At 71.6% G+C, this 17,728-nt stretch carries 9 protein-coding genes; 7 read left to right on the top strand and 2 right to left on the bottom strand.

The genetic code is table 11. The annotated features are described in order from the left end of the window. Nucleotide 1: 1 nt before the first annotated feature. Both ACH4U7_RS09530 and ACH4U7_RS09525 read left to right on the top strand, forming a co-directional pair. Entirely contained in the window at nt 2-1,003 is a 1,002-nt protein-coding gene (locus ACH4U7_RS09530; protein ID WP_398527386.1) for a glycoside hydrolase family 5 protein, read from the top strand. Nucleotides 1,004-1,074: 71 nt separating this feature from the next. Further along, the gene (locus ACH4U7_RS09525; protein WP_398527385.1) at nt 1,075-2,910 is read left to right on the top strand and encodes a glycoside hydrolase family 9 protein; all 1,836 of its coding nucleotides are present in this window, start codon (nt 1,075-1,077) and stop codon (nt 2,908-2,910) included. An 88-nt stretch (nt 2,911-2,998) separates the two neighbouring features. Here the strand turns inward: ACH4U7_RS09525 and ACH4U7_RS09520 are convergent, their stop codons facing one another. Beyond that, the gene (locus ACH4U7_RS09520; protein ID WP_398527384.1) at nt 2,999-7,711 is read right to left on the bottom strand and encodes a putative T7SS-secreted protein; all 4,713 of its coding nucleotides are present in this window, start codon (nt 7,709-7,711) and stop codon (nt 2,999-3,001) included. A 401-nt stretch (nt 7,712-8,112) separates the two neighbouring features. Then, the gene (locus tag ACH4U7_RS09515; protein WP_385613167.1) at nt 8,113-8,601 is read right to left on the bottom strand and encodes a glutathione peroxidase; all 489 of its coding nucleotides are present in this window, start codon (nt 8,599-8,601) and stop codon (nt 8,113-8,115) included. Nucleotides 8,602-8,723: 122 nt separating this feature from the next. Between ACH4U7_RS09515 and ACH4U7_RS09510 the strand changes: the two genes are divergently transcribed. From ACH4U7_RS09510 to fxsT, 5 genes are all read left to right on the top strand, one after another. Next, the gene (locus ACH4U7_RS09510) at nt 8,724-9,269 is read left to right on the top strand and encodes a hypothetical protein (RefSeq protein ID WP_398527383.1); all 546 of its coding nucleotides are present in this window, start codon (nt 8,724-8,726) and stop codon (nt 9,267-9,269) included. Between the two features lie 52 nt (nt 9,270-9,321). Further along, the gene (locus tag ACH4U7_RS09505; RefSeq protein WP_398527382.1) at nt 9,322-10,449 is read left to right on the top strand and encodes a hypothetical protein; all 1,128 of its coding nucleotides are present in this window, start codon (nt 9,322-9,324) and stop codon (nt 10,447-10,449) included. A gap of 205 nt (nt 10,450-10,654) precedes the next feature. Continuing rightward, on the top strand, nt 10,655-12,136 hold the full coding sequence (locus ACH4U7_RS09500) for a hypothetical protein (RefSeq protein ID WP_398527381.1): 1,482 nt from the start codon (nt 10,655-10,657) through the stop codon (nt 12,134-12,136). Continuing rightward, entirely contained in the window at nt 12,133-13,344 is a 1,212-nt protein-coding gene (locus tag ACH4U7_RS09495; RefSeq protein WP_398527380.1) for an AAA family ATPase, read from the top strand. Before ACH4U7_RS09500 ends, ACH4U7_RS09495 begins: the two co-directional genes overlap by 4 nt. Beyond that, nucleotides 13,341-17,726: an FxSxx-COOH system tetratricopeptide repeat protein gene (gene fxsT / locus ACH4U7_RS09490; protein WP_398527379.1), complete on the top strand. Its 4,386-nt coding sequence runs from the start codon at nt 13,341-13,343 to the stop codon at nt 17,724-17,726. Before ACH4U7_RS09495 ends, fxsT begins: the two co-directional genes overlap by 4 nt. Nucleotides 17,727-17,728: the final 2 nt, after the last annotated feature.

Genomic DNA, 17,728 nt, shown 5'->3' with positions numbered 1-17,728 from the left:
GATGATGCGCAGCCCCACCCGCACCGGCACCGCACTCGGCGCCATCGCCGCCGTCCTGATGTCCGTCCTGGCCCTCGCCCCGACCGCCCACGCGGCCACCGGATTACATGTCAGCAACGGCCGCTTGGTCGAGGGCAACGGCAGCGACTTCGTGATGCGCGGCGTCAACCACGCCCACACCTGGTACGCGTCCAGGACCACCAAGGCCCTGTCCGACATCAAGGCTCTGAAGGCCAACACGGTGCGCGTGGTGCTGAGCACCGGGGACCGCTGGACGAAGAACGACACGGCCGATGTGGCGAACGTCGTCGCGCAGTGCAAGCAGAACCGGCTCATCTGTGTGCTGGAGGCCCATGACACCACGGGCTACGGCGAACAGAGCGGAGCGGTCACCCTCGCCCGCGCCGCCGACTACTGGATCGGTGTCCGCTCCGCCCTGGCCGGTCAGGAGAACTACGTCGTCGTCAACCTCGGCAACGAGCCGTACGGCAACAACAACGCCACCGCCTGGACCGCGGACACCAAGGCCGCCATCGCGAAGTTGCGCGGCGCCGGGATCCACAACGCGCTGATGGCCGACGCCCCCAACTGGGGCCAGGACTGGACCTTCACCATGCGCGACAACGCGGCCTCGGTGCTGGCCGCCGACCCGGACCACAACACGGTCTTCTCCATCCACATGTACGGCGTGTTCGACACCGCGGCCGAGGTCAAGGACTATCTGACCCGCTTCGTCAACGCCAAACTGCCCATCGTGGTCGCCGAGTTCGGCCATAACCACTCCGACGGCAACCCGGACGAGGACGCGATCATGGCAACCGCGCAGTCGCTCGGGCTCGGCTATCTGGGCTGGTCCTGGAGCGGCAACAGCGGCGGGGTCGAATACCTCGACATGACCACCAACTTCGACCCGGCCGCCCTCACCGGCTGGGGCCGGCGGATCTTCAAGGGCGTAGGCGGCATCGGCGCCACGGCCAAGGAAGCCACGGTCTACCGCTCCTGACCCTGACGCCTGAAACACCGCCACCCGACACCCGCGCCGGCCGGACACCGGCCGCGACAGAAAGGTCCACCATGCCCGCTCGCCCCCGCCCGCGCGGTGCCCGCGGCGCCGCCGCTCTGCTGGCCGGCGCGCTGCTGCTGATCGCCGCCCCAGCCGCCCCAGCCGCTCCGGCCACCCCCGCCACCTCGGCTACCCCAGCCGCCGCGGCAGCGCCCTCCGCCGTCCAGGTCAACCAGCTGGGATATCTGCCCTCCGGCCCCAAGCGCGCCACCGTAGTCACCCCCGCCACCACCGCGCTGCCCTGGCAGCTGCGGGACGCCACGGGCGCGGTGGCCGCCTCCGGCACCACCACCGTGCACGGTGCCGACACCGCTTCGGGCGACGCCACGCACCTGGTCGACTTCTCCACGTACCAGGGCACGGGCACCGGTTACACGCTCACCGTGGACGGCCAGGCGAGCCATCCCTTCGACATCCGCGCGGATCTGTACGACGCGCTGCGCTCGGACGCGATGTCCTTCTTCTACCAGCAGCGCAGCGGCATCCCGATCCAGGCGTCGCTGGCGGGGGCGGCGTACGCCCGGCCCGCAGGACACCTGGGTATCGCGCCGAACAAGGGGGACACCAGTGTCCCGTGCCAGACCGGGGTGTGCGACTACTCCCGGGATGTCCGCGGCGGCTGGTACGACGCCGGTGACCAGGGCAAGTACGTGGTCAACGGCGGCATCGCGGTATGGCAGACGGTGAACTCCTTCGAGCGCGCCAAGCGCTCGGGGCACGAGTCGGCGCTCGGGGACGCCACGCTGCGGGTGCCCGAGCGCGGCAACCGCGTCCCCGATGTGCTGGACGAGGCCCGCTGGGAGCTGGAGTTCCTGATGCGGATGCAGATCCCGGAGGGCAAGCCGCGGGCGGGCATGGCCTTCCACAAGATCCATGACGCGCAGTGGACCGGTCTGCCGACCCGGCCCGAGCAGGACTCCCAGCCGCGCGAGCTGCACGCCCCGTCGACCGCCGCCACGCTCAACCTGGCGGCGGTGGCGGCCCAGTGCGCCCGGGTGTTCGCGCCGTACGACAAGACCTTCGCCGCCCGCTGTCTGGCCTCCGCCCGCCGCGCCTGGACCGCGGCGAAGGCCAACCCGAACGTGCTCGCCCCGGATTCGGACGGCACCGGTGGCGGGGCGTACGGGGACACGCGGGTCGACGACGAGTTCTACTGGGCAGCGGCCGAGCTGTACGCGACCACCGGGGAGAGCCCGTACCGGGACGCGGTCACCTCCTCGCCCTTCCACACCTCGGCCGACGCCTTCACCCCGCTCGGCTTCGCCTGGCCCGACACCGCGGCCCTCGGCCGGATCACCCTGGCCACCGTCCCGAACGGCCTGGCCGCCGACGACCGGGCGCGTGTCCGCGCCTCGGTGGTCTCGGCCGCCGACGGCTATCTGGACGCCATGTCCCGCCAGGGCTACGCGGTGCCGCTGCCGGAGGACGGCTATGTGTGGGGCTCCAACGGCCAGGTGGGCAACAACGCGACCGTCATCGCCGTCGCCTACGAGCTCACCGGCCACCGGCGCTACCGCGACGGGGCGCTGGAGACGCTGGACTATCTGCTCGGCCGCAACGCGCTCGGCCAGTCCTATGTGTCCGGCTACGGCGAGCAGGCGTCCCACAACCAGCACCACCGCTTCTGGGCCCACCAAGCGGACGCCTCGCTGCCCAACCCGCCCGCCGGGTCGCTCGCGGGCGGTCCGGACTCGGCCCTGCAAGACCCGGTGGCGCAGGAGAAGCTGCCGGGGTGTGCGGCGGCCAAGTGCTACATCGACGACATCGGCTCGTACTCGACCAACGAGGTGGCGATCAACTGGAACGCCCCACTGGCCTGGCTGGTCGCGTTCGCCGCGGAGCGCTGAGCGAAGCGCGGTTCGGGGCTGAGCGGAGCGCTGAGCGGGGCTGAGCGGAGCGCGGTTCGGGGCCTGAGCGGGGGCAGCGGGCCCCCGCTCAGGGTATGACCTCCCGGCACGCCGCCCAGTGCACATTGCCCATGTTCGGCTGCAGCAGCTGCGAGAGCGGGGTCTCCCTCGTCACCATCACCGGATTGCCCATGATCGTCAGACCGTCGGGCGGGAAGAGCGAGTAGTCCCACACCTGTTGGCCCGGTTCGACGACCTCGGCCAGGGTCGCCGGCTCAGTGCCGAGCTCGATGCGGTTGGCCCTCGGATTCTTGAGCATCTCGCCGTGGTCGACGTACAGGTGGAGTCTGGTCCCTTTCGGGACCGTGACCATGAGCTCTCGGCCCGGACGGGTGTCTTCCGACCAGATGGCTCCGTGGCCGCTGAGAACGGTCTCGCCGTCCGGCCGCCCCGTCGGCGACATGCCCGGCGTACACGGGCAGAGCCCCAGCGGGTCGACCCAGGCGTGCGGGTTCGCCACATACGCGACGGGGTTGGGCGCGGCGGCCAGGCCGAGCGGGTCGGGGCTGGTGTAGCGGGCGGTCTCGGGGTCGTAGTAGCGGAACCGGTTGTAGTGGAGTCCGGTTTCGGGGTCGTGGTACTGGCCGGGGAAGCGCAGTGGCGTATGCGCCTCCCCGGCCGCCCCGGGGCCGGTCGCGCCCCACAGGGTGCCGTGGTGGCGCGCGACGATGTCGCCGTTTTCGTCGAGGAGTTCGCGGGGGGTGCCCACCAGGTCGGTGACGATGGCGAAGAATCTTCGGTCGATCTCCCGACGCCCCATGTCGTCGGTGACGCGCTCGGTCTGGGCGACCGGGCGGAGCCCGTCGTGGTCCCAGGTGAGGGTGGTCGGCTCGGGCCGGGCCTGCCCGGTGGTGGTCTGCTCGACGAGTGTGGAGCCGTCCCAGACGAAGTCCACGCGCTCGACGACGGTTTCGCCGTCGGCGGCGAGCCGCTGTTTGGCGGTGCGCCGGCCCAGCGGGTCGTACAGATAGCGCCAGACGGTGCCGTCGGGAGTGGTGACGGAGGTCAGCCGGTCCTCCGCGTCCCATGCGTACCGCCAGGTGTCCGGCTTGCGCGACAGCCTGTTCCGCTGCCGCAAGGTGATCCGGCCCGCCGCGTCGTACTCGTAGCGGACACGTCCCGCGCGGGTGACACGGGTGCCGGTGTACGTGCGGGGGCCGGTGGCATCGGAGTGCGAGGCGAACGGCGCGGGCCAGGAGGCGTAGGTCTGGTTGCCCGTCTCGTCGTACGCGTAGCTCTCGCCCCGCCCGCCGGGCCCGTGGACGGCCGTGACCCGGCCCGCCGGGTCGAGTTCGAAGCCGCGGACGCCGCGCAGCTGGTCAGCGACTCCCGTCAGATGGCCGTCGGCGCGATAGGTGTACTCCCGGCGCTGCACGGTGGCGGCCTCTTCGGCGGGCTGGGGGTGGCTGGTGAGGATCTGTTCGGCCAGCCGGCCGGCCGGGTCCCAGACCTGCGCGAGCGTGGCGGCGCGGTCGATGCGGCGGGTGGTCTCGCGGCCGGACTCGTCGTACGCGGAGGCGATGGTGTGGCCGCCGGCCTTGAGCGTGGTGCGGTGGCCGGCGGCGTCGTACGCGAAGGAGGACAGCGCGCCGGAGGGGGTGACGCGCCGGACGGGCCGGCCGAGCGCGTCGTAGGTGTGAGCCAGGACCCGTCCGCCGGACAGCTCCGACTTGACCCGGCCCATCAGGTCGCGGTGGAAGGCGAGTTGCGCGTCCGGGCCCTCGGCCGACGCCAGCCGGCCCGCCGGGTCCCAGCCGAAGGTGGTGACCCGGCCGTCCGCCGCCTTGCGCACGATCCGGCCCATGGGGTCCCGGGTGAAGTCGACCGTCTGGCCGAGGGCGTTGGTGCGCGAGACGAGCCGGCCGGCGGCGTCGTACCGGTAGGTGGACGTACGGCCGTCGAAGTCGGTCTCGCTCACCGGGCGGCCCGCCGGGTCGTACTCGTAGGTCCAGGTGAGGCCCTGCGGGTCGGTCACCCGGGTGAGGCGCAGCCGGGTGTCGTAGGCGTACTCGACGCGGGCGCCGTCGGGCCCGGTGCGGGCCGCGACCAGGTCGAAGTGGGTGTACTCGTACGAGGTTGCCTGGCCCAGGGCGTCGGTGTACGCGACGCAGTTGCCCTCGCCGTCGTAGCGCCAGCTCTCGCGTGCGCCGCCCGGGTCGGTGTGCGCGGCGAGCCTGCCCTCGACCGTCCACTCCATGCGGGTGGTGGCGCCGAGCGGGTCGGTGACGGTGGTCGGGCGGCCGAAGGCGTCGCGGTGGTAGACGGTGGTGGCGCCCAGTGGGTCGGTGATCTCCAGCGGCAGGCCGGCCGTGTCGCAGCGGACCCGGGTGGTCCCGCCGAGAGGGTCGATCACCGAGGTCAGGGCGCCGCGCTCGTCGTAGGTGCAGCGGGTGGTGTGGCCGGCGGGGTCTGTGGTGGCGGTGCGGTTTCCGCGTTCGTCGTAGGTGTGGCGCCACACCGTTCCGTCGGCGTCGGTGATCTCCACCGGCAGCCCCAGGCGGTTGCGGGCGATGGTACGAGTGTGGCCGTCCGGAGTGGTCAGCCGGGCCAGGCGGCCAGCCTCGTCGTAGGCGTAGCGGGTGGTGTGCCCGAGCGCGTCGGTGTGGGCCAGCGGGCGGCCGTGGCGGTCGGACCTGGTGCGGACGGTGTTGCCGAGCGGATCGGTGACGGCGATGATCTGGCAGCGGTCGTCGACCAGATAGCGGGTGGTGTGCCCCTCGGGGGTGCGGACCGCGGTGACCTGGTGGCCGGTGTCCGGGTCGGCGCCGGCGCCGGCGCCGTCATAGTCAATGCACAGCGACACATGGCCTTCGGTGCCACCCTCGGAGACGACGCGGTCGCGGTCGTCGTAGACGTACTCGTAGCGTCGGCGGTTGGTGTCCACCCAGGCGATGACCCGGTGGTCGCTGTCGTACTCGAAGCGCAGCGGGAGGCCGCTGGAGCCGGTGACCTCGGTCAGGTCGCCGTCGGTGTAGCCGTAGCGGACCAGTTCGGTGTCGCCCAGGCGCAGGGCGGTGATCCGCCCGCCCTCGGTGGCGAACGTCAGGTGATAGCCGCCGTCGTGGACGATGCCCGTGGGGGTGCCGTCGGTGTCGTAGGTGAAGGTGAGGCGGTGGCCGTTGCGGTCGGAGATCTCGGTCAGCGGCGCCTCGCCGTCCCCGCCGGGCGGCACGCCCTCGGGTCCTGCGTAGCGCCGGACGTGGCCGGTGTCCGGGTCGGTGACGGTGTAGTCGCCGTCGGGGGTGCGCTCCAGCGGCCACCGCGGGCCCAGTTCGGGCAGCGTCGGCACACCGGGGGCGGGATGCGGATAGGACAGCAGCAGTCCATCGGCACCGACGAGGACGACGCCCCGGTCAAGGATCTCCAGGCGCTGATCGGCCGTGCTCGACCACGAGGGGCCGAACCACCGCCCGGCGCGGTAGCCGGACTCGGCCCTGCGCTGGAACACCAGCGGCAGCAGGCCAGGCAGGGACACATCGGTCTGCGGCAGGTACATCTTCCCGGTGGCCAGGTCCACCGGGTCGGTGTGGCCGTGAGTCTTGGCGTGGTCGGGCACGCTGTGCGGCGCGGCTCCGTCCTTCTTGAGCTGAGCGTGGCCGCCGAACTTCCCCTTCCAACTGCTGGGTTTCCAGCCCCTGCCCGGTACCCGTTCGGCGATCCTGGCGAGGTCCTTGCCCGCGGTGGCGAGCGACCGCACACCCCCGAGACCCTTGGTGCCGACCAGTTCGGGCACCAGTCTCCCCAGGCCCTCCGCGGGGTCCTTCTCGAAGGAGTCCCACATGGCCTTGAGCGCCGTGGACGGGTCGTTCGCCATCCGGAGCAGACCTGCGGCTGTGTCGTTGAGGCGGGTGGCGTATTCGGCGGGGTGCGTGAGGTTGTAGGGGTCCAGGGGGTCCATGGAGCGGACGAAGTTCACAAGACCCGCCGTGCCCTTGACCACGCCACCGACGAAGTGGCTCCCGTCCAGCCGCAGCCCCTCCGCCCCGTCCGCCGCCCGCCGGAGGTACGAGGGTTTACGCGGGGCCTTGTCCCGCGCCGCCGCCACCGCCCGCTGAGCGGTGAGGTGTGCCGTGTCCCGCTGCCTCCGCGCCTCGCCGAGGATGTCCTTGGCCGCCTCGATATCGGCGCTGCCGGGGCCGTGACCGGCGGACGGCTGGGCGTGGTCGGCAGACGTCTCGGCGTGCTGGGCGTCGCGGGCCGCCTCGGACGCCTTCCTGCCCCTGCGGTAGGTGCGAACGGCGTCGTCCGCCTGCTTCTGGGCCCACTCCACCGTCTCGGCGAACTCGCGCAGCGCCGCTGCCGCTTTTCCGCAGGCGTCGGCTGCCACGTACCACTTCTTCGGCTCGGCGGACACCTGCCGGGTGAAGGCCGCGGCGGCCCGTCCCTTCAAGGTGTCGAGGGCGTTGGGGCCGACGCCTTGGAGCCCCTTGCCGACGTCGTTGAAGGCGTTCTCGAAGGTGGTCAGGTGGTCGGCCGTGGCCCGCAGCTTGTCGGGGCTGCCGTGGACGAGTTGCTTGGGGTCCTCGGTCTGGTCAAGACCCATCTCCTCGACGTCCGCGCCCAGCGCGTTCGCGGCCGAGTCGGACGTACGCCGGAGCCAGTCGGCCCCGCCGGACCAGCCCATGTCGTCCAGCCGGTCGGCGGTGAAGTCGCCCGCCCCGTCGATGGCTTCGCCGACGTTCTCCACCTGGCCGTCGACGAAGCGCTGCACCGGATCAGGTATGAAATCCCCGAGTCCCACCGCGTGTACCCCCGTACGTGTGCTGGTGCCGCGATGAGCCTACTTGCGCCGCGGGCCACCGAGAACGCGCAGGCCACGGGTTTGAGCAGGTTCTGAGGAAGCACATACGCGGCCAGGCTCCCTTTTCGAGGCTCGGTTCTCCCCCAGCTACCGCTGGGAGGTGTCCCCAGGGGGCGCTACAGCCCCTGTCGACGGTCGACCGTGCTCGGCCACCCGCGCGGCGGAGCCGCATATCGATTGCAGCCTCGCGGCCTCCGCGCGCTCTCCCTTTCACAGCGACATCAGCGCCTCCGGCGCGGGCGGACGCGCCCCTTCGGCCCACCGGCCCGCGAGGGCGGTTTCCTCGCGGGCCGGTGAGGGGGCGTTCGCCCGGTGTGCGGTGGTTGCCCAGCCTCCGGGGCTCAGCGGGGCAGCTGCGCCTCGATCGCCGCGACGACCTCCGCCGCCTCCGGCTCGGTCCGCGGCCGGAACCTGGCCACGACCTCACCGCCCGGCGAGACCAGGAACTTCTCGAAGTTCCACTGGACGTCGCCCGCCTCGCCCGCCTCGTCCTCGGTCTTCGTCAGCTCCGCGTACAGCGGATGCCGCCCCTCGCCGTTGACCTCGATCTTCTCCATCAGCGGGAAGGAAACCCCGTACGTGGTCGAGCAGAACGTCTGAATCTCCTCGCTGCTCCCGGGCTCCTGACCGGCGAACTGGTTGCAGGGGAAGCCCAGCACGGTGAAGCCGCGCTCCGCGTAGCGCTGCTGCAGCCGCTCCAGGCCCTCGTACTGCGGGGTCAGCCCGCACTTGGAGGCCACGTTGACCAGCAGCAGCGCCGTGTCCTGGTGCGCGCCGAGGGTGGTGGGCTCGCCGGAGAGGGTGTGCAGGGGAATGTCGTACAGACTCATCGGTGCAACTCGCCTTCGTCGTTCCGTCGGTGCATGGCAAATCTATGCGCTGCCGTCGGCCGTCTGCGGTTACGCTCGGTGGTCCGGGGCATCGGGGCGCGAGAGCTCGTCGAGGGGGATGTGTGTCACGGGACGAGGAAGCCGTCGTCGGCAGGCTGCTCATCGTGGAATACGAGCAGGTGAAGGAGGAACAGCGGGCACGTATCGGGTTCCGGGACAATCTGCTCTACGCGACGCTCGCCTCCATGGCGGCCATCATCACCTTCTCGCTGCAAGGCGGCGGCCGGCCCGAACTGCTTCTGCTGCTGCCCCCGGCCTCGGTGCTGCTGGGCTGGACCTATCTGGTCAACGACGAAAAGATCTCGGCCATCGGCCGCTATATACGCCAGGACCTCGACCCACGGCTGGCCACGCTGGGCCCCGACCGGACGCGGGTCTTCGGCTGGGAGACGGCCCACCGCGACGACCGCCGCCGGATCTCCCGAAAGCGGCTGCAACTCGCCGCCGACCTGCTGCTCTTCGCCGTGGCGCCGATCGCCGCCCTGATCGTCTACTGGACCAGCGGCCCGGCCAAGGCGCCGCTCGTCGCGATCTCGGTGGCCGAAACCCTGCTGATCGCGGTGTTGGCGGTGCAAATCGTGCTGTACGCGGATCTGCACCGGCCCTGACACCACCTGACAGCATGGAACCGCATGGACATGCGCGACCTAGGGGGACAAGGTGTGGTCTGACGGGAACGGGGGTCCGGCGGGCGGCGCGCGGGCGGAGGCGGTCATCCTCACCGCGCTCGAGGTGGAGTACCGGGCCGTACGGGCGCATCTGGAGGAGCTGCGCACCGTGGCGGCCGAGCGGGGGTCCCTGTTCGAGGTGGGCGTCTTCCGCGAGGGCCACCATCCCGGCACCTCGGTCGCGATCCATATGACGGGCCCGGGGAACCCGGGCGCCGCGGCCCTGGTGGAGCGGGCCTCGGCGCTCTTCGCCCCGCGGACCCTGCTGTTCGTCGGGGTGGCGGGCGGCCGCAAGGACGTGGGCCTGGGGGATGTGGTGGCCGCGGAGGCGGTGTACGACTACGAGACCGGCAAGGACACCGAGGACGCCTTTCTGCCCCGCCAGAAGACCCATCAGCCGACGTACGACCTGGTCCAGCTGGCCAGGATGGTCGCGGTCGACGACGAGTGGCAGCGCGGAATCCGCCCCGCCGGGGGCGACGCCGCGCCGCGCCCGAGGGCCCATGTCAAGCCCATCGCGGCGGGCGGCCGGGTGGTGGCTCACCAGCGCTCGGAGGTCGGCCGCCGGCTCACGGCGGGCGCGGGCGACGCGGTGGCGGTGGACATGGAGGGCTTCGGCTTCCTGGCGGGCGCGTATGTCAACCGGCAGGTCGACGCCCTGGTGATCCGCGGGATCTCCGATCTGCTCGCCGACAAGGACGAGGCGCACGACGAGCACTGGCAGCCCGTAGCCTCCCGGCACGCGGCGGCGTTCGCCTTCGAACTGCTCCGCCGACTGCCCACGGTCGCCACGAAGCCGACCACCGCGACCACCACGCCACGCCACGCCGCCCCCCGCAAGCTGAGGATTCGCGAACTGGGCGAGCTGACCGACCTGTTGCTCGCCGTCCCCGGGCTGTCCTCCCCGGCCAGCTGGCAGCAGCTGCTGGACGAACTGCCGGGCGTCGGCACACAGGTGGCCAGGCAGTCGGCGAGCCGGGCGGAGGCCCTGGCCCTGCTGCGCACCTGTGAGGCGTACGGTGCATGGGACGCCCTGGCTGACGTCCTCGAGGTCATCGCGCCGGACGCCCCGGCCACGGCGGAACTGATCGCTCGGCTGAAGCCGCTCGGCCTCGGCTGACCGCCGCGCGGCGCCCGTGACCTGGCATGTCCGGGACCGGCGCCATGTGACGGGGGCGACTCTCGCGCCTTACGGGGTGTCAGGTGAAGCGTTCGGGGCATACAAGTTGTCCGGAGTCCGGGCCGGGCGGGGACCGCCTGTGGCAGGGTTCCGGAGAAGATCACCGGCGACGGGGACCGGTGATGGGGGCACGGGAGGTTCATGCATGGCGGCCACGGGGGAAGGCGGCCTGAGACTGGTCCAACATCTCGTCACGGCGTTGAAAGAGTTCCGGTGTCTGATGGATCCGGACTCCCGTGAGCTGTGTCTGGAACTGGTCGCCAGGGAACTGGACGAGGTGCTGCCCGTCCGCAACCACCGGGTGACCAACTACTTCCTGGTGGAGCTGGCCAAGGAATGCCTGGACAACGAGCGCTTCATGTGGGCGCTACGCGGGTCACTCGCGATCCTGGCCCCGGACGCGCCCGCCATGACGGGGCTTGACTCCGTCATGGAGCAGATGACGGCCCGTCCGGCGCTGCCCACGGACGCGACCGAGCGGCTTCGCTCACTGCTCGAAGGGCTGGAGGTAGCGCAGCTGACGCGGCTGTGCCAGGGCGCGGCGGGGCCGCTGCAGGAGGTGCCGCCGGTCACCGGCCCCTGGCACGCCTTCGAGACCCTGAGCCGGATGAACGCCCGGCCGGACGGCCTGCCGCCCAACCTGGCCCTGGTGGAGTACCTGGCCGCGTCGGCCCGGCCGCTGGAACTGGCCGACCACCTGCGGAGCTGGGCGGACGAGCAGGCAGGCGGGCTGTCGCTGACCTCGCCGCTGAGGTCGCTGCGCCAGCAGGTGGGGCACGCGGCCCCGGCCGAGGCGATCGACGCCTATCTGGTGATCCAGCTGCTGCCGCGGGACGAGCCCGGCCGGTACGAGCTCTCCTCGTGGCACGCCTACGACCCGACGGGCTGGTACCCGGTCCGCGGCCCGGCCAGCACGGTCTCGGTCGCCACGGCGGAGCGCGCCGTACAGGACCTGGTGCGTGAGGCCGCGGCGGAGTGGGAGGACGCGCACTGCATCCACCTGGAGTTCGTCCTCAGCGCCGAGGACCTTCATCTGCCGGTGCATATGTGGCGCCATGAGCTGGACAGCGACTTCCCCACCCCGCTGTGCGACACCTACCCGGTGGTCGTACGGAGCCTGGAGCGCAGCCAGAACAGGCACTGGTACCGCCCCTGGAAGAAGCGGTGGCAGACCTTCAGCTCCCAGCCGGAGCGGTCCCGGCACCTCGTCGTCGACGGGACGGATCCGGACAGTCCGCCCCCCGGTGACCCGGGCGCCCTGCTGGCCCGGCTCAACGCCGACGAGCATGTGGTCGCCCTGGTCCTGAACGCGCCGCCGGGCGCGAGCCAGGAGGGTAGCCGACAGGCCTCGGCGGCGTGGCGGGCGGGCATCCCCGTCGTCGTTTGGGACCGGCGGCACCCTCGGGATCCGGACTTCGCTCATCACTTGAGACAAAAGGCCACCGGGGACCTGGCACGGCTCCGCGAAGCCGTGAAAGAGTTGCGGGTGGAGTCCCAAGGGTTAGCCTCCGCGGAACGCGAGCAGCACCTCGGGCAACATGTCATGCTCGTTTGGGACGACCCGACCCGTCCCGTGTCGACGCAAGGACGGTTGGCGGGGCCGGACGAGGGGGTGGGCAGTCGATGACCGACGCAGGGCCTACGAGTCGGCACAACGGACACGCGAACGGCGATCCGGGCTCCGCGTCCCGCGTCGGCCCGCCGTCGGCCGGCGTCCCCCGCCCCTGGTGGATCTATCAGGGCACCGGCCGCCCCCTGCACGACGTCAGCCTGGAAGAGATCCTTCCGCCGCCGCCTCCGTGGCGCACCTTCCACGGCGTCTCCCCGGACCCCGCGGACGGCCTCGAGGCCGGAGCACGGGAATCGTCGGGTGAGGCATCGGAGAGCGACGGGGAGGGCGAGGCACCGACCGAGCCGCCCGCGCCGCCCGAGGACGAGCAGGACGCCGCCCGGCGGCTGGGCGCCGCTCCCCTGGGCATGCGGTCGGACCCGGAAGAGGCCGATGTCGTCAACGCGGCACTGATTCTGCGCCGTCCCCTTCTGGTCACGGGCCGCCCGGGGACGGGCAAGTCCACGCTGGCGTACCGCATCAGCAGGGAGCTGGGGCTCGGCCGGGTGCTGCGCTGGCCGATCACCACCCGTACCACCCTGCGGTCGGGTCTGTACGACTACGACGCGGTCGGCCGGGTGCACGCCGCGGCGGCCGGACAGGCGGCGGACGCGGAGCTGCACGAGCCCGGGCCGGAGGACATCGGGGACTTTCTCCAACTCGGCCCGCTGGGCACGGCGATGCTGCCGCACCGGCTGCCCCGCGTCCTGCTCATCGACGAATTCGACAAAAGCGATATCGATCTGCCCAATGACCTCCTCGACATCTTCGAGGCCGGCGAATACGCCGTTCCCGAGTTGGTGCGCATCCGCAGCCGCCGCCCGGCCGTCCGGGTGCTCACCGACGACCCCGACCGCAGCACCGTCATCGCCTCGGGCCGGGTGCGCTGCCGCGCCTTCCCCATCGTCGTCATCACCAGCAACGACGAGCGGGAATTCCCGCCCGCCTTTCTCCGCCGCTGTCTGCAGCTGCGACTGCCCGACCCGGACGCCGACCGGCTCGCCGCGATCGTGGCCGCGCACCTGGGCCGGGCGGACGATCCGCGGGCCCTGGATCTCATCCAGATGTTCCTCGAACGCAGCCGGCTCGAAGGCGGGCTCGCGGCCGACCAATTGCTCAACGCGGTGTACCTGGTGACGTCTCAGGCCCAGGTTCCGGGTCCCGAATGGGAGGAGCTACTGCACGCCGTCTGGCACCGGCTGGATGCAGCAGGCCCAAAGCCATGACACACGACCCAGCCGACGGGTCCTCCGAGCGCGGCCGGCCGGACCTCGACTGGCAGCAGATCGCCGACGCGTTATGGCTCGCGGTCTGCAAGGCGGAGACCGACCGCGAGGCCGCCCGCCCCACCCCCGCCCCACCCTCCCCCACGCCCGCCGTGGATCAGCCGCCGCGCACCCCGGATCCGCCGCAGGACTCGCCCACGGACACCGAGAACGAGGCGCCGCGCCCCGAGGGTGACCTGGTCTGGACCGCTCCGCGCCCGGTCGAGCTCGTCGGCGCCCCGGCCCCGGCCGACGAGACCCCTGTCCGGGCGATCGCCGCCGAGGTCGTCACCCGCGCCCCCCGGCTCACCGCCGTCTCCCCGCCGACCGCGGAGCGCGCCCTGTCCCGGGCGCTTCGGCCGTTCAAGCGCACCTCGCCCTCGCCGGTCGAGGACGAGATCGACGAGGACGCCACGGCCGAGCGCGCCGCGCGCGAGGGGCTGTGGCTGCCCGCGTGTGTGCCGGTGCGGGAGCGCTGGATGGACATGGTCCTCGTCGTGGATTCCAGCAGCTCCATGGTGGTGTGGCGGCAAACGGTCGGCCAGTTGGTCACCATCCTCGAGCGGACCGGCGCCTTCCGTATGGTCCGCGTGCAGCGGATCAACAGCGACCACCCGCTCCCCGCGGACCCGGCGGACCGCCGGAGCGCAGCCGACCGCGCGCGGAGCGGCGGCCGCTCCCCCGTCGACGGCATCCCGCCCCGCGGCAGACGGGCCGTCCTCGTCCTGACCGACGGGATCGGCGCCGCGTGGGCCGACGACAGCGGCAAACAGGCGCTGGGACGCTGGGCCCGGCATGCCACGGTCGCCGTACTGCATGTGCTGAACCAGGGGCAGTGGCACCACACCGGGCTGATCCCCGAGCGGGTACGGGTACGGGTGCCCGAGCCGGGGGCGCCCAACGGCACCTGGCAGCGCGCCGACGGAGCCCCCTGGCCAGGGGGCGAACCCCCGGTGCCGATGCTGGAGCTCGAAGCGCGGTGGCTGCACCGCTGGGCACTACTGGTGACCCAGCCGTCCACTCGCGGCCGTGACACCCTGGCGCTGCTGCCGGGCGTGCCCGCCGAGCGCTGGGAGCGGGAGCCGGAGCCCACCGCCCGGGACCGGGTCTTCCGCTTCCGTGCCACCGCGTCTCCGAGCGCTTTCAGACTGGCCTCCCGGCTGGCAGCCGCCCCGCTGAACATCCCGGTGATGGAATTCGTCCAAGGGATGCACGAGCCACAGGGCAGCCCCGGCGACCTCGCCGAGATTCTGCTGGGCGGGCTGTTGCGCAAGGTCGGAGCCGCTGATCCCCTGGACGAAACGGGAATTGGCTATGAATTCCACCAGGGGGTAAGGGAGTTACTGCTGTCGGCCGGGATGCGGGACGAGTCGCTGTACATTCTGCGCAGCGTCCTGGACCGGCTCGGCCGCCGCTGGAAACCCCTGCACGTGCTGCGGGACGCTCTCAATCACCCTTCGGGGACCCTGCCCGAGCTGCCCGAGACCGAGCGGCTCCTGCCCTATATGCGCGTCCAGGAGAAGGTCTACCAAGCGCTCTCCGGGCCCTACCTGGAGGGCGCACGGACGTTTCACGCACGCGCCGCGCTCGCTCAGCAAGCGCTCGGCCGCTCGGGCGAACGCGGCGCCGGACCAGTTGAAGACCCACCACATGGGGGAAGTGCGGTGAGTAACGCCAAGATGTCACGTTCCAAGCCGACCTCCCCCAAGGAAGAATCATCACCCCCGCAGGCGCACGGCACGCCGGGCGCGGCGGTTGAGCACCCGAGAGGAAGTTTTGTGCCCGTGACCGCTGCCCGGTCCCTGCCCGCCGTGGAGGAGCGCCGCGCCGGGGATCCCCCGGCCATCTGGGGGAACGTCCCGCCCCGGAACAACAACTTCACCGGGCGACAAGCGTTGCTCGACACCTTGCACGAGCGTCTGAGCAGCGAGGGCACGGCCGCCGTGCTCCCCGAGGCCCTGCACGGGCTCGGCGGCGTGGGCAAGTCGCAGATCGCCCTGGAGTACGTGCACCAGCACGCCTCCGACTACGACGCGGTGTGGTGGATCCCGGCCGAGCGCCCGGAGCAGATCCGCCAGGCGCTGGTGCAACTGGCGGACCGGCTGGGGCTGCAGGTCGGCCTGGAGTCGAACATCGCCGTGCCCAGCGTCCTGGAGGCGCTGCGCACCGGCCGCCCCTGCCGCGACTGGCTCCTGGTCTTCGACAATGCGGAAGAGCTGGATACGGTACGCCCCTTCTTCCCCAACGGCGGCCCCGGCCGCATCCTGGTGACCTCCCGCAACGCCCAGTGGTCCCGTGCCGCCCGCACGGTCGAGGTGGATGTCTTCGACCGGGAGGAGAGCATCGAGCTGCTGCGGCGCCGGGGCCCTGAGCTGCCGGACGAGCAGGCCGACCGGGTGGCCGAGGCGCTGGGCGATCTGCCGCTGGCGATCGAGCAGGCAGCCGCATGGCTGATCGAGACCGGTATGCCGGTCGACGAGTATCTGCACGTCTTCGAGGACGAGCGGGCCGATGTCAGCACCCGGCGCGCCGAGTTGCTGGCCCAGGGCGTCCCGGTCGACTACCCCGAACCGGTCGCCGCGGCCTGGAACATGTCGCTGCGGCGGCTCGCGGAGCAGCATCCCGGGGCACTGCAACTGCTACAGGTGTGCTCCTTCTTCGCCCCGGAGCCGATCTCGCGGCGGCTGTTCTCCGGGGTCCGTGGGGTCTCCCTCTCCCCCGAGCTCTCGGAGGTGCTGCAGGATCCGATCAAGCTCGGTCATGCGATCCGTGAGATCAATCGCTATGCGCTGATCAAAATCAATCACCGGAACAACACCATCGAAATGCACCGGCTGGTGCAGGCGGTGCTGATGGGTCAGATGTCCCACCAGCAGCAGGCGGATATGCGGCACAGCGCCCATGTACTGCTCGCCTACGGCGACCCCAACGACGTCGCCCCCGCCAACTGGCCGCGATACGCCGATCTACTGTCCCATGTCCGCGCCTCCCGCGCCATGGAGTGCGATGACAAATGGGTGCGGCAGATGGTGCGCAACCTGATCAGCTTCCTGTTCGTCTGGGGAGACCACCAGGGCGCCCGTGAGTTCGGCAGCCAGGTGGTGGAGACCTGGCGCCAGTCGCTGGGCGAGGACAGTCTGGAGACGCTGGCCGCGTCCCGGACCCTCGGCCACGCGCTGACCTCGCTCGGCCACTACGAGGAGGCCCGGGAGCTCAACGACCGGATCCTGGAGTTGCTGCGGGCCCACCCACAGGCCGGCGAGAACAACGAGGACACCATCGCGACCATGGGGGCCGTCGCGAACAGCGCCCGTCTCCAGGGGGATTACGCCAGGTCCGTCGAGTTGGAGAAGGACCGGTGGACCAGGGGCCTCCGCGTCTTCGGCGAGGAGGACCCGTACACGCTGGCCGCCGCGAACGACTACGGGCTGGCGCTCCGCGCCGTAGGCGACTTCGCACTCGCCCAGGAGATCCACCAGTCCGCGCGCGACACCGCGGCCATCGTCCTCGGGGAGGACTCCCTCACCACGATCCTGCTCTCCACCCACCTCTCCAGCGACGCCCGCGGCATCGGCCAGTACCACGCCGCCCGTGCGATGCAGGAGGAGACCTTCGCGCTCGCGCTGCGCAGCGTGCCGCCCAACGCGCCCGTGTTCGTGGTCGCGATGCGCACCCTGGCCGTGGCCCGTCGCAAGGCCGGCGATCACGAGGGGGCGATCGAGCTGACCCGGCAGGCCCTGGACAGCTACCGGCTGCGCTATATCGAGCCCAACCTCGACATCACCACGACGGAGATGAACCTCTCCATGGATCTGCGCCAGAACGCCGACCTTTCCGGCGCCCGGGAGCTCGGCAGAAAGTCCCTGGAGGATCTGCGGGTCATCCTCGGCCCCCGGCACCCCTACACCTCGAGCGCGGCGACCAACCTGGCCGTCACACTCCGGCTGCTGGGCGAGACCGAGGAGGCGCTGGCGCTCAACAAGGAGACGCTGCCGGTCTTCGTCGAAACGCTGGGGGCCGACCACCCCTGCACCCTCACCTGCGCCATCAATCTGGCCAGCGATCTGTACACGCTGGCGGACTACGAAGAGGCGCACAGCCTGGACACCGAGAGCCTGGCCGCCTGTCGCGAGCGGCTGGGCGAGGACCATCCCACCACGCTGGCCTGCGCGGTCAATCTCTCGGCTGACCTGCGCGCCCTGGGCGAGAGCCGGTCGGCCGAGGAACTGCACAACGACGCCCTGGAGCGGTTCCGCCGGGTGCTGGGCACCCAGCACCCGGCGACCATCGCGGCGGCCCGTGGTATCCGTGCGGACTGCGACCTGGAGGCGTACACGTTCTGACG

This window comes from Streptomyces sp. NPDC020845, from assembly GCF_044334165.1.
Classification (GTDB): domain Bacteria; phylum Actinomycetota; class Actinomycetes; order Streptomycetales; family Streptomycetaceae; genus Streptomyces.
This window is presented reverse-complemented; position numbering and strand designations above follow the sequence as displayed.